Here is a 12,560-nt window from a genome sequence, read left to right as displayed (position 1 = left end):
GCCACAGGTAACAGCCCCGCATGACCGAACTTGTACGCCCCGCCTTCCACGGTTTCGAGCAGCAGCCGCTGCGCGAGTATGCCGAGCGCGCCTATCTCGACTATTCCATGTACGTGGTGCTGGACCGCGCCCTGCCCTTCATCGGCGACGGCCTGAAGCCGGTGCAGCGCCGCATCATCTATTCGATGAGCGAGCTGGGCCTGAACGCCGCGTCCAAGCCGAAGAAGTCCGCGCGCACCGTCGGCGATGTCATCGGCAAATACCACCCGCACGGCGACAGCGCCTGCTACGAGGCGCTGGTGCTGATGGCCCAGCCCTTCTCCTACCGCTACCCGCTGATCGACGGCCAGGGCAACTTCGGCTCCAGCGACGATCCCAAGTCGTTCGCGGCCATGCGCTACACCGAATCCAAGCTGACCCCGATCGCCGAGGTGCTGCTGGGCGAACTGGGCCAGGGCACCACCGACTGGTCCCCCAATTTCGACGGCACGCTCGAGGAGCCAAGCTGGCTGCCGGCGCGGCTGCCACACCTGCTGCTCAACGGCACCACCGGCATCGCCGTCGGCATGGCGACCGACGTGCCGCCACACAACCTCAACGAAATCGTCAGCGCGCTGGTGCGGCTGATCGACGACCCGGATGCGACCGTCGCCGACCTGTGCGAGCACGTGAAGGGCCCGGACTATCCCACTACCGCCGAGATCATCACCCCGGCCAGCGACCTGAGGCAGCTTTACGAGACCGGCAACGGCAGCGTGCGCGCCCGCGCCACCTTCCAGAAAGAAAACAGCAACATCGTCATCACCGCGCTGCCGCACCAGGTCTCGCCGTCCAAGGTGATCGAGCAGATCGCCCAGCAGATGCGTGCCAAGAAGCTGCCGTGGCTGGAGGACATCCGCGACGAGTCCGACCACGCCAACCCGGTGCGCGTGGTGCTGATCCCGCGCTCCAGCCGCGTCGACGCCGAGCAGCTGATGGGCCACCTGTTCGCCACCACCGACCTGGAGAAGAGCTACCGGGTCAACCTCAATGTCATCGGCCTGGACGGCCGTCCGCAGGTCAAGAACCTGCGGCAGCTGCTGGGCGAGTGGCTGCGCTTCCGCCAGGACACCGTCACCCGCCGCCTCAACCACCGCCTGCAGAAGGTCGAGCGCCGCCTGCACCTGTTGGAAGGCCTGCTGGTGGCCTTCCTCAACCTGGACGAGGTGATCCGCATCATCCGCACCGAGGATGAACCGAAGGCGGCGCTGATCGCCCGCTTCGGCCTGTCCGAGGACCAAGCCGAGTACATCCTCGAAACCAAGCTCAAGCAACTGGCCCGCCTGGAGGAAATGAAGATCCGCGGCGAGCAGGACGAGCTGGCCGCCGAACGCGAGAAGATCCTGTCCATCCTGGGCAGCGCGGCGAAGCTGAAGAAGCTGGTCAAGGACGAACTGCTGGCCGATGCCAAGAAGTTCGGCGACGAGCGCCGCTCGCCGCTGGTGCAGCGCGGCGCTGCCCAGGCCATCGACGAGACCGAACTGGTCGCCAGCGAACCGGTCACCGTGGTGCTGTCGGAGAAGGGCTGGGTGCGCGCGGCCAAGGGCCACGACGTCGATGCCGGCGGCCTGTCCTACCGCGAGGGCGACAGCCTGCTGGCGGCGGTGCGCGGGCGCAGCACCCAGCAGGTGGCCTTCCTCGACAACGAAGGACGCGCCTATTCCACGCCCACGCATACCCTGCCCTCGGCGCGCGGCAACGGCGAGCCGTTGACCGGACGCTTCTCGCCGGCCGCCGGCAGCAGCTTCGTCACCCTGGCCAGCGGCGACAACGACACCCGCTTCGTGCTTGCCTCCTCGCACGGCTACGGCTTCGTCACCCGCTTCGAGAACCTCACCGGCCGCAACAAGGCCGGCAAGGCCATGCTCAATCTATCGACCGGCGCGGCGGTGCTGCAGCCGACAGTGGTCGCCAACCCGCAGACCGACCGCATCGTCGCGGTCACCAGCGCCGGCAACATGCTCGCCATTCCCGCCACCGAACTGCCCGAGCTGGACAAGGGCAAGGGCAACAAGATCATCGAGATCCCCAAGGCCAAACTCGCCACCGAGCGGGTGGTCGCGGTGGTCGCGGTATCGCCCGGCGCCACCCTGCAGGTCCGCAGCGGCCAGCGCACCATGAACCTGTCGTTCAAGGAACTGGATGCGTATATGGGAGCGCGGGCCAGCCGCGGGCATCTGCTGCCGAGGGGGTGGCAGAAGGTGGAAGGCCTCGACGTCCAGTAAGCCGGTTCACTGGCGCGCGGCGGCGCGTTAAACATTGCCGTCGCCATGTGCATGCGTGGCGCGGCAGAAGGTGGAAGGCCTCGATGTCCAGTAACCCACTCCACTGGCGCGCGGCGGCGCGGCCGGAACTGTCGTCGCCATGCGCATGCGTGGCGCGGCCTTCCCAGCTCCCTTCGACGTCGCGCGGTATGTCGATCCATACTGTGCGCCGGCCGTGGCAATGGCTGGAAACCCGCTTCAAAAGGAATCGCCATGACATCCCCTGAAGACGCCTCCCCGCAGACCATCTGCCCCGAATGCCACGGCGACAATCTGTACACCCATGGCGGCATCAGCGCCCGCGGCGGCTACGGCCCCGACCTGCTGCCCGGCGCCGGCGGCATCTTCGCCAGCGCCAAGATGCGCAGCATCGTCTGCCGCGATTGTGGCCTGATCCGCTTCTATGCAGGCAATGAAGCGCTTGAGCGGATCACGCCGGAGAACGGCTGGCGGAAAACCCGCTGAGGAGGAGGACCATGCAACCCGATTTCTGGCTGCAACGCTGGCAACAGGGACAGATCGGCTTCCATCGCGGCGAAGTGATGCCGCTGCTGGAAAAGCACTGGCCCGCACTGCAGGTCGCGCCCGGCAGCCGGGTGCTGGTGCCGCTGTGCGGCAAGAGCCTGGACATGCACTGGCTGGCCGCACAGGGCTACCGCGTGCTCGGCGTCGAGATCTCGCCGCTGGCGGTGGAGCAGTTCTTCGTCGAGGCCGGCCTGCAGCCCGAGCGCCGCATGAGCCCGCTGGGCGAGCACTACAGCGCCGGACCGATCGAGATCATCCGCGGCGACGCCTTCACCCTCGACGATGACACCCTGGCCGGCATCGCCGGCATCTACGACCGCGCCGCGCTGATCGCGCTGCCGCCGGAACTGCGCCAGCGCTACCGCGACACCGTGTACGCGCGGTTGCCGGCCGGCTGCCGCGCACTGGTCATCACCCTCGAATACCCGCAGATGGAGAAGGCCGGGCCGCCATTTTCGGTGCAACAGGCGGAAGTGGAATCGTTCGCGCCATCATGGCGGGTGGAACTGGCCGAGCGCCGCGACATCCTCGCGCAGGAACCCGGTTTCCGCGCCGAAGGCGTGAGCGCGTTGTCCACCACGGTCTACCGCATGCAGCGCGCCGGCAACTGACACGCCGCCATGCACGAACAAAGAAGGCCGGGAATCCCCGGCCTTCTTTGTTCATCGCTGCGGGTTGATGCCGCTCAATGCGCCGGCGAGCCCTTCGCGTCGATCTTGCTGGTCTGGTACAGCTCCAGGCCGATGCGCCTGATCAGGCCCAACTGCTGCTCCAGCCACCAGGCATGGTCTTCCTCGGTATCGCGCAGCTGCGCGATCAGGATGTCGCGGCTGACGTAGTCGCCCAGCGACTCGCACAGCTTGACGCCGGCGGCCAGGTTGGCGCGCACCTGGTACTCGGTCTGCAGGTCCTTCTCCAGCATCTCGACCACCGTCTTGCCGGGGGCGAAGCCATGCGGGCGCATGTCCGGGTCGCCGCCGAGGAACAGGATGCGCCGCAGCAGCGCGTCGGCATGCTCGGTTTCCTCTTCCATCTCATGGCCGATGCGCTCGTACAGCGCATGCAGGCCCTGGTCCTCGTAACGGCGGGAATGGATGAAGTACTGGTCGCGCGCGGCCAGCTCGCCGCGCAGCAGTTCCTTCAGGCATTCGATGACTTCCGGGTGGCCCTGCATGGGGGGTGCTCCTGATGTTCGTGTCGGCACAGGATGCCCGATCCGGCGCGGCGATGATCTAATCGGAATCAGTTTCAGTTGCGCTCCGATCGGCTGCCAGCCAGCTCTCTGCCCGGCTCAGGAATTTCCCACCATGAAGAAACTCCCACCAACCGGGTTCTGGTATTCACTCTCGATCCTGCTTGCAGCAGGAGTCGTCCTGGCCTGGCCCGACCTGCTCATGTTCTCCAAGGTGGTCCATCTGCCTGACTGGGTCGGCGCCTTTCCTGATCCACTGATTGCTGCCTGGCTGCTGCTGTTGCTCCCGTTCTCTTTCACGTTGCCGGGAACACCACACTTCAAGTCTGCGATGGTCCGCCTTGCCTGTTGCGCCATCCTTGGCCCCACATGTGGCGTCGTGGCCCAATCGGTCATATGGCACTTGGGAGCAGCCAGTTCGGTTGCTCAAGCTGCCTGGGTATTTGTCACCTGCTCATTGCCCCCTGCCATTGCCCTGCTTCCGGTTGTCGTCATCAGATCCTGCTACAGGGCCAATACCCCACCCGAATAGACACCATCCGCTGGCATCGTCATATGGCCAGATACATGGCATGAATCCATCCGCTTCATGCCATCTACAATCCACCGCAAACCCAAAGCCGGGAAAACCCATGCCGCGTTGGCTCCTGCGTTTGTCTGGATTGCTACTGGTGTTGCTGCTGCTCGCATTGGGTACCGCATGGCTGCTGCTGCGCGGCAGCCTGCCGGAACTGGACGGCCAACCCGCCTTGCCGGGTCTGACCGCCCCCGTCCAGGTACAGCGCGACGGCAACGGCATGGTGACGGTGGATGCCGCCGACGAACGCGACATGGCCCGTGCCCTGGGCTACGTGCATGCGCAGGAACGCTACTTCGAGATGGACCTGATGCGGCGTTCGGCCGCCGGCGAGCTGTCCGAACTGTTCGGCGCCGGTGCGCTGCCGCTGGACCGGCGCATGCGCGTCCACCGCCTGCGCGCACGCGTGCATGCCGATCTCGATCTCGCACTGGGCGACAAGCGCGCGGTGCTCGAGGCCTACCGCGATGGCGTCAACGCGGGGCTGGCCGCGCTGCCGGTGCGCCCCTGGCCCTACCTGCTGCTGCGCCAGCAGCCGCGTCCATGGAGCCTGGACGACTCGGTGCTGACCGGGCTGGCGATGTACGCCGACCTGCAGGATCCCGGCAACAGCCGTGAGCTCGCCTTGGCCCGCATCCGCGAAGTGGTGCCACCCGCGTTGTACGCCTTGATCGCGCACGACGGCAGCAGTTGGGACGCGCCGCTGTCCGGCGTCGCGCGCGGCGATGCCTCCCTGCCCGATGCCGCCACGCTCGACCTGCGCACGCTGGGGACGGGATCGACCGCTCCCGACGGAACGGCTTCCGCTTCACGGGCAGCCGATTCCTCGCCGGGCAGCAACAACTTCGCCGTCGCCGGCGCACTCACCCGCGATGGCCGTGCGATCCTGGCCGACGACATGCACCTGGCGCTGCGCGCGCCCAACATCTGGTTCCGCGTGCGCCTGCGCCACCCCGATCCGGCCGCATCGGGCGGCAAGGTCGACGTCACCGGCTTCAGCCTGCCGGGACTGCCGGTGGTCGTCGTCGGCAGCAATACCCATGTGGCCTGGGGCTTCACCAACAGCTACATCGACACCGCCGATTTCGCGCGCCTGCCCGCTGGCGCGCCGCTGCGCGAATACCGGGAAACCATCGCCGTGGCGGGCGCACCGGCCGAAACCCTGGTCGTGCGCGAAAGCGACTGGGGGCCGGTACTGCACGACAACGCCGACGGCAGCCTGCTGGCGCTGCGCTGGGCCGCGCAGTTGCCGGGCGCGATACGGCTGGACTTCGCCGACATGGCACGCGCCGCCGATCTGGACGCCGCGCTGGCGGTGGCCGACCGCTCCGGCATCCCGGCGCAGAACCTGCTGCTGGCCGACAGCCGGGGCCGCATCGCCTGGCGCCTGATCGGCGCGCGTCCGCAGCGGGACCCCGCCTGCAGGACCAACGGCATCATCGACGCCGGCGCGACGCACTGCCCGCCCTGGCCGGTCCGCACGGACCAGGCCCCGTCGCTGGTCGATCCGCCCGACCACCGCCTGTGGACCGCCAATACCCGCGTGCTCGATGGCGCCGCACTGGCCGAGGCCGGCGACAGCGGCTACGACCTGGGCGCGCGTGCGCGGCAGATCCGCGACGGCCTGTTCGCCCGCGAACGCTTCGACGAGCGCGACCTGCTCGCCATCCAGCTGGACGACCGCGCGGTGCTGATGGAGCGCTGGTGGAAACTGCTGCGCGCCACCGTCGAGCACAGCGACGACCCGGCACTGCGACGGCTGGAAGCAGCCAGCCGCCATTGGGAAGGCCACGCCGCCGTCGATTCGGCCAGTTACCGTATCGCCCGCGGTTTCCGCGGCATCACCCTGGACACGCTGGAAGCCGGCCTGCTCGCGCCCGCGCGGCAGCGGCTTGGCGAGGCCTACCTCGCCCCGCGCCTGCCGCAGCTGGAAGGCGTGGTCTGGCCGATGCTGGAACAGCGCCCGCCGAACCTGCTGCCACCGCCGTTCAGGAGCTGGGACGAGCTGCTCGCACACAGCGCGCGGCAGCTGGAAACCGATCTCGCCGCACAGGGCAGCGACCTCGCCGCGCGCACCTGGGGCGAACGCAATRCCGCCGCCATCTGCCATCCGGTCTCGCGTGCGCTGCCTGCCCTGTTCAAGCGCTGGCTGTGCATGCCGGCGCAACCGCTGCCGGGCGACGGCAACATGCCGCGCGTGCAGACGCCCAACTTCGGCGCGTCCGAGCGCATGGTGGTCTCCCCCGGCCACGAAGCGGACGGCATCGTGCACATGCCCGGCGGCCAGAGCGGGCATCCGCTGTCGCCATTCTGGGGCGCCGGCCACGACGACTGGGTGCAGGGCCGGCCGACACCGTTCCTGCCCGGCGCCACCGAGCACACCCTGGTCCTGCGCCCACGCTGAAGCAACGGGCGCATTGCGGCGCCCACCCGGTGGACAGTGCTACTTCAACCGCACCGTCCACTCGACTTCGAGCATGTCCTCGGCGTTGAACAGGCGGCTGACCTGCACCCAGCTCGCGGCGGGGTACCTGCCATCGGCGAAGAACGCCTTGCGCTCGGGAATGGCCTTGACCAGCGCATCCATGTCGGTGGTGTACGCGGTCTCCTTCACCACCTGGCTGCTGTCTGCGCCGAACCGCTGCAGGATCTTCGTCAGCTCGCCGTAGCACGCCTGTACGGCGGCCTGCATGTCCTTTCCCCGGCAGGGCACGCCGGAAACATGCAGGGTGTCGCCATCGCGCACCACGCCGGTGTAACCGATATCGGCCTCCCAGCTGCCCAGTTGGTGGCGCTCCAGCGGCGTCTCCGCGGCATGGGCAAGCGAACTGCACAACAGACCGGATACCAGCAACGAACACGCACGCATCGGAAGTCCCTTTGATCGAATGGAGAGAGGAGCGGCAACGGCGGTCTCCGCAGGAGGCCGCCGTTGCCGGCTCGACGAGGTACAGCTGTTCAGAAGAGCATCAGGCGACGGTCGAAGACCACGCGGCGGACAGATCACCACGCCGGTCCGTTCAACCCGCCAGCGCCTGCTCGTGCACGCCGGCCACCGCGCGGCCCGACGGGTCGGCCATGGCCGCGAAGCTGGCGTCCCAGGCGATCGCCGCCGGCGAGGAACAGGCGATGGACTTGCCGCCCGGCACCGTCTCCGATGCCGCCCGGCTCGGGAAGAACTGCTCGAACAGGTGGCGGTAGTAATACGCCTCCTTGGTCTGCGGCGGGTTGTACGGGAAACTCTTGTCGGCGGCGGCCAGCACGCGGTCGCTCACCTGCGCCTCGGCGTGCGCCTTCAGCCCGTCGATCCATCCGTAGCCGACGCCGTCGCTGAACTGCTCCTTCTGCCGCCACAGGACCTCCTTCGGCAGATAGCCCTCGAACGCCTCGCGCAGCACCGCCTTCTCGATGCGGCCGCTGGCCTTGTCCACCATCTTGTGGCTGGCATCCATGCGCATCGCCACGTCGAGGAAGGCCCGGTCCAGGAACGGCACGCGCGGCTCCACGCCCCAGGCCATCATCGACTTGTTGGCGCGCAGGCAGTCGTAGTTGTTGAGCGCGTCGAGCTTGCGCACCAGCTCCTCGTGGAACTCGCGCGCGTTCGGCGCCTTGTGGAAATACAGGTAGCCGCCGAAGATCTCGTCGCTGCCCTCGCCGGACAGCACCATCTTCACGCCCATCGCCTTGATCCGGCGCGCCAGCAGGAACATCGGCGTGGACGCGCGGATGGTGGTGACGTCGTAGGTCTCGACGTGGCGGATCACTTCCGGCAGCGCGTCCAGGCCTTCCTCGAAGGTGTATTCGAAGCCATGGTGCACGGTGCCGAGCATGTCGGCGGCGATCTTCGCCGCGGCCAGGTCGGGCGAACCGGCAAGGCCGATGGCGAAGCTGTGCAGGCGCGGCCACCATGCCTCGCTCTTGTCGCCGTCCTCGATGCGGTGGCGTGCGTAACGCGCGGCCACCGCCGCCACCAGCGAGGAATCCAGGCCGCCGGAAAGCAGCACGCCATAGGGCACGTCGGTCATCAGCTGGCGGTGCACGGCGGCCTCGAAGGCTTCGCGCAGCTCCTGCTTCGACACCTCCACGCCCTGCACCGCGTCGTAGTCGCGCCATGGCCGCTCGTAGTACTTCGCCAGTTCGCCGGTGGCGCTGTCGTACCAGTGCCCTGGCGGAAACTGCGCCACGTCGGCGCAGGTGTCGGCCAGCGACTTCATTTCCGAGGCCACGCACAGGCGGCCCTGCTTGTCGTGGCCCCAGTACAGCGGCACCACGCCGATCGGGTCGCGGGCGATGATCGCGCGCCCCTTCGCCTTGTCCCACAGCGCGAAGGCGAAGATGCCGTTGAGGCGGTTGAGGAACGAGGCCGGCGAGTCCTCGCGGTACAGCGCGTTGATCACTTCGCAGTCCGAGCCGGTCTGGAAGGCGTAGGGCTGCGCGAGTTCCTGCTTCAGTTCGCGGTGGTTGTAGATCTCGCCGTTGACCGCCAGCGCCAGCGCACCGTCCTCGGACAGCAGCGGCTGCGAACCACCGGCCGGATCGACGATGGCCAGGCGCTCATGCACGAGGATGGCGCGCTCGTCCACGTATACGCCGCTCCAGTCGGGGCCGCGATGACGCTGGCGTTGCGATTGCTCGAGCGCCTGGCGGCGCAGGGCCTGCAGGTCGTCGCCGGGTTGCAGGCCAAAGATGCCGAAGATGGAACACATGGGGAAAGCTCCTGGGTTTCGTGGGGTCGAACGTCGGAAGCAGCGACTTCGATGGCCTGGATCGTGGATGCGGGAAACAAAAAACCCGCATCGGCCGATGCGGGTTTTCTGGTCACTGGGCGTATGGTGCTTGTGGCTCAGTCGCAGACCCGCATCGGCCGCGCGCGATTGTTCGCAATCGCATTATTGCGATTGTTCGAAACGTTCACGTTGGCGCAGGCGTTGCGGTTCATGGGGCCGACGATAACGTGGGTTCCGGGGGCCGCGCAACAGTTTCAGCAGCAATCAGCCCGCCCTGTGCGAGCAAGGCGAAATCGTCCCCGCCGGCGCACTCGACCCGGTTGCGGCCGCCGTGCTTGGCCCGGTACAGCGCCTGGTCGGCGCAGCGAACCAGCAGCGCCGGATCGCCATCGGCGGCCGGTACGGTCACCGCCACGCCGAGACTGATGCTGCCCGGCAGACCGGCCGCGGCCATGGCCGCTTCGGCCTGCCGCCGCACATGCTCGGCGCGCAGCTTCGCCGCCCCGCGGTCGATCCCGGGCAGGATCAGAACGAACTCCTCGCCGCCGTAGCGCGCGGCCAGTTCATCGACGCCGGACACCTCGGCGGCCAGCACGCCGGCCACCCGTCGCAGCTGCATGTCGCCGGCCTGGTGGCCATGGTTGTCGTTGAACTGCTTGAAGTGATCCACGTCGGCCATCACCACCGCCAGCGGTTCTCCGCGCTCGCCGCAGCGTTGCCATCCGCGCTGCAGCGCCCGTTCCATCGCATGGCGGTTGGCGATGCCGGTCAGGCCATCGACGACCGCCAGTTCGGTGAGCTGGCGGTTGGCTGCTTCCAGTTCACCGGTGCGTTCGGCGATGCGCCGCTCCAGTTCGCGGTTGCGCGCGCGGATGCTGCGGTAACGCGCATGCACTGCGAGCGCAACCAGCGCCACGCCGAGCAGCCCGAACAGTGCCCGCACCACGCCGCGTTCGTACCAGAACGGCGCCACCCGCAACGGATAGACCAGGGGATCGGCCTGCCTGCCATCGCGGGTGCGCGCCTGCAGTTCGAAGCGGTAATCGCCCGGGGGCAGGCGCCGATAGCCCAGATCGCGGTTCGTGCTCCACTCCGACCACGCCTCGCTGTAGCCGGACATGCGATAGCGGAACTCGACCTCCGGTTCCATCGCCGCGATTCCAAAACTCAATGCCAATCCGGACCCCGGCGGCAACGCCTGCATCGCCCCGGGCTGCAAGGGCAGCAGCGCGGGCGGGTGGTCCGCCTGCAGCAGGCGGACCTGGTCCAGGCGCGCGTGCAGCGGCGCGGGGGCGGCCTGCGCGATGTCCGGATCGAACTGCAGCAGGCTGTCCCAGGCGGTCAGCCGCAGGCGGCCATCGCCCTGCAGCGACACCGCCGCGTATCCCGGCACCCGGCTGCTGCTGACCTGCTGCAGGCGGAAGGTCTTTTCGCCGGGGCGCCGCCACCACAGCTGGCGGGTGGTCCAGGCGAAGCTGCCGATCGCGGTGCTGGTCGCCTCCAGTTCCCATGGCCGCTGCAATCCCGCCAGCGCCGGCAAGCTGGCCGGCATGAAGCGCTCTCCCTCCAGCCTGCGCACATCCTGGCCGGCGACCGCGTACAGGACATCGTCGATGCGCAGCAGATGGGTCGCCTGCCCCCCCTCCATGGACAACCCTTCAGCGGCGCCGAAACGGCGCTGCTCATGCAGTTCCCCGGAGCCCGGATCGAAGCGCCAGCGGTGTGCGCCACCGCGCGTATCGCCCGCCCATACCTCGCCCGGCGCGGTCTCGACGAGGCCATCGAGGCCAGTGAAGCCACCGAGGTCCGATGGCCAGCGCGCGGCCACCTGCCAACGTCCGTCGCGCAGCGCCAGCCAGAGCCCTTCATGGCCGCCCACCGCCAGCGCACGCGTGGCGTCGAACGCCGACGGCAGCAGGGCATGAACGCCGTCGCCCATGCGCGGGCCATACAGCCGCCGCGGCTGCTCCGCCCCCGGGTCGAGCACCGCCAGGCCAAGCCGGTCGCCGATCAGCAGGCCGGCATCGGTTCCGCGCAAAGCGAATACTTCCAGCTGCGTGCTCAACCCCGGCTGCGGCTTGAAATGCGGCACGCTACCGGCCACCCCCGGCCCGGCGCGCCACAGGCCCATCGCCGCCACCCACAGGCCGCCGTCGTGCCAGGCGCTGTCGTAAATCCGGTCCGTCAGCCCGTGCCGCTGATCGAACACGGTCCACGGCGAAGGCAGGCGCAGGCGGGTCAGCCCGGCCTTGCCCACCACCCACAGGCCGCCGTTGCGGTCCAGGCCGAAGCCATCCAGGCTGCCGCGGGTGAGCTGGAAACTGTCGAGCAGGCGCAGCTCCGGCGAGAAATGCATCAGCGTGCCGTCATAACTGCCGAAAACGAAGCCGCCATCGGGCAGGCGGATGCCGCTGTAGGGCACATGGGCCGCGAAAGCGGCATCCGCGTCGCTGGCCAGCTTGCGCACACCTTCGGCATCACCGAAATGGAAGCCATCGCTGGCCGCATACAGCAGCCCGCCATCCCGGGCCCACAGGCCGGAAAGACGCAGCGGTTCGAGCGCACGCGCACCCGGCAGCGGCACCAGGCCGGTATCGTCGATGCGGCACAGGCCGGTACCGGCGACCTGGACATACAGCTCGCCACCGGCAGCGAACAGCATCTGCCCAGCGCCTGCCGGCAGGTCGCGCCACGATGCGTCGCCATCGTGCCGCAGCAGGTACAACCGGCGGCCATTGTTCGCCACCACGCCGCGCGCGGTTTCCAGCAGCCCGTAGAAATCCGAGGGCGGCAGCGGCGCGCCATCGTCGCGGGTGAACCGCAGCTGCAGGTCGACGAAGCGCAGGCTGCCATCGGCTTCGCGGCGCAGTTCGCCCAGCGTGCCGGCACCGCCGACATAGAGCCGGCCATCGGCAGCAGCCAGCAACGTATAGACCGACGCCCGGTTCGGCAGCTCGAACAACTCCCACAGGCCGCTGCGGAACACCATCACGCCTTCGCTGCTGCCTGCATAGAGCGTGCCCTGGGCATCGACCGCGATGTCCGAATAGAACGGCGCGGCCGGCAGGTCGCCGACACCGAAATGCCGCATCAGGGGCAGGCCGTGCATCGCGGCCGCCGCCTGCGCCACCTGCAGCGCCAGCCACAGTCCGCAGGCGGCCAGCGCGCGTGGCCAGAACGCCCGTTTCGTCCTCGTCCCGGTTGCAGCGCGAAGCATCGTGGCAATCCGGGCGGGC

At 68.5% G+C, this 12,560-nt stretch carries 9 protein-coding genes; 5 read left to right on the top strand and 4 right to left on the bottom strand.

The features are described from left to right. Positions 1–20: 20 nt before the first annotated feature. The 3 genes from parC to AC1DGW_RS04055 all read left to right on the top strand — a co-directional run bounded on the left by parC (position 21) and on the right by AC1DGW_RS04055 (position 3,439). Positions 21–2,264 carry a DNA topoisomerase IV subunit A gene (parC, locus tag AC1DGW_RS04065; RefSeq protein WP_478019712.1) on the top strand — a complete coding sequence of 748 codons (2,244 nt, stop codon included), beginning with the start codon at positions 21–23 and terminating at the stop codon, positions 2,262–2,264. A 252-nt stretch (positions 2,265–2,516) separates the two neighbouring features. Continuing rightward, complete coding sequence (locus AC1DGW_RS04060) at positions 2,517–2,768, top strand: hypothetical protein (RefSeq protein WP_478019710.1); 252 nt, start codon at positions 2,517–2,519, stop codon at positions 2,766–2,768. An 11-nt stretch (positions 2,769–2,779) separates the two neighbouring features. Beyond that, positions 2,780–3,439, top strand: a complete 660-nt coding sequence (locus AC1DGW_RS04055; protein WP_478019708.1) for a thiopurine S-methyltransferase — start codon at positions 2,780–2,782, stop codon at positions 3,437–3,439. Between the two features lie 74 nt (positions 3,440–3,513). On the opposite strand, the gene bfr is transcribed toward AC1DGW_RS04055, so the two are convergent. Continuing rightward, positions 3,514–4,002, bottom strand: coding sequence for a bacterioferritin (gene bfr, locus AC1DGW_RS04050; RefSeq protein WP_478019705.1), 489 nt, complete (start codon positions 4,000–4,002; stop codon positions 3,514–3,516). A 133-nt stretch (positions 4,003–4,135) separates the two neighbouring features. On the opposite strand from bfr, the gene AC1DGW_RS04045 reads away from it, so the two are divergent. Both AC1DGW_RS04045 and AC1DGW_RS04040 read left to right on the top strand, forming a co-directional pair. Next, entirely contained in the window at positions 4,136–4,552 is a 417-nt protein-coding gene (locus AC1DGW_RS04045; protein ID WP_478019703.1) for a hypothetical protein, read from the top strand. Between the two features lie 100 nt (positions 4,553–4,652). Continuing rightward, positions 4,653–7,001, top strand: a complete 2,349-nt coding sequence (locus AC1DGW_RS04040) for a penicillin acylase family protein (RefSeq protein ID WP_478019701.1) — start codon at positions 4,653–4,655, stop codon at positions 6,999–7,001. 39 nt (positions 7,002–7,040) lie between these two features. Here AC1DGW_RS04040 and AC1DGW_RS04035 read toward each other — a convergent pair whose 3' ends face one another. From AC1DGW_RS04035 to AC1DGW_RS04025, 3 genes are all read right to left on the bottom strand, one after another. After that, positions 7,041–7,466, bottom strand: a complete 426-nt coding sequence (locus tag AC1DGW_RS04035; protein ID WP_478019699.1) for a RidA family protein — start codon at positions 7,464–7,466, stop codon at positions 7,041–7,043. 151 nt (positions 7,467–7,617) lie between these two features. Continuing rightward, positions 7,618–9,303 (bottom strand): asparagine synthase B, encoded by a 1,686-nt coding sequence (gene asnB, locus AC1DGW_RS04030; protein WP_478019697.1) that lies wholly within the window; start codon positions 9,301–9,303, stop codon positions 7,618–7,620. Between the two features lie 229 nt (positions 9,304–9,532). After that, positions 9,533–12,541, bottom strand: a complete 3,009-nt coding sequence (locus AC1DGW_RS04025; RefSeq protein WP_478019695.1) for a diguanylate cyclase — start codon at positions 12,539–12,541, stop codon at positions 9,533–9,535. Between the last annotated feature and the right edge of the window lie 19 nt (positions 12,542–12,560).

The organism is Stenotrophomonas sp. 05N423, assembly GCF_056397145.1.
This window is presented reverse-complemented; position numbering and strand designations above follow the sequence as displayed.

Bases quoted from the DNA above. Each gene is read 5' to 3' on its own strand.
- parC (WP_478019712.1), top strand. From the start codon at position 21: ATGACCGAACTTGTACGCCCCGCCTTCCACGGTTTCGAGCAGCAGCCG.
- AC1DGW_RS04060 (WP_478019710.1), top strand. From the start codon at position 2,517: ATGACATCCCCTGAAGACGCCTCCCCGCAGACCATCTGCCCCGAATGC.
- AC1DGW_RS04055 (WP_478019708.1), top strand. From the start codon at position 2,780: ATGCAACCCGATTTCTGGCTGCAACGCTGGCAACAGGGACAGATCGGC.
- bfr (WP_478019705.1), bottom strand. From the start codon at position 4,002: ATGCAGGGCCACCCGGAAGTCATCGAATGCCTGAAGGAACTGCTGCGC.
- AC1DGW_RS04045 (WP_478019703.1), top strand. From the start codon at position 4,136: ATGAAGAAACTCCCACCAACCGGGTTCTGGTATTCACTCTCGATCCTG.
- AC1DGW_RS04035 (WP_478019699.1), bottom strand. From the start codon at position 7,466: ATGCGTGCGTGTTCGTTGCTGGTATCCGGTCTGTTGTGCAGTTCGCTT.
- asnB (WP_478019697.1), bottom strand. From the start codon at position 9,303: ATGTGTTCCATCTTCGGCATCTTTGGCCTGCAACCCGGCGACGACCTG.
- AC1DGW_RS04025 (WP_478019695.1), bottom strand. From the start codon at position 12,541: ATGCTTCGCGCTGCAACCGGGACGAGGACGAAACGGGCGTTCTGGCCA.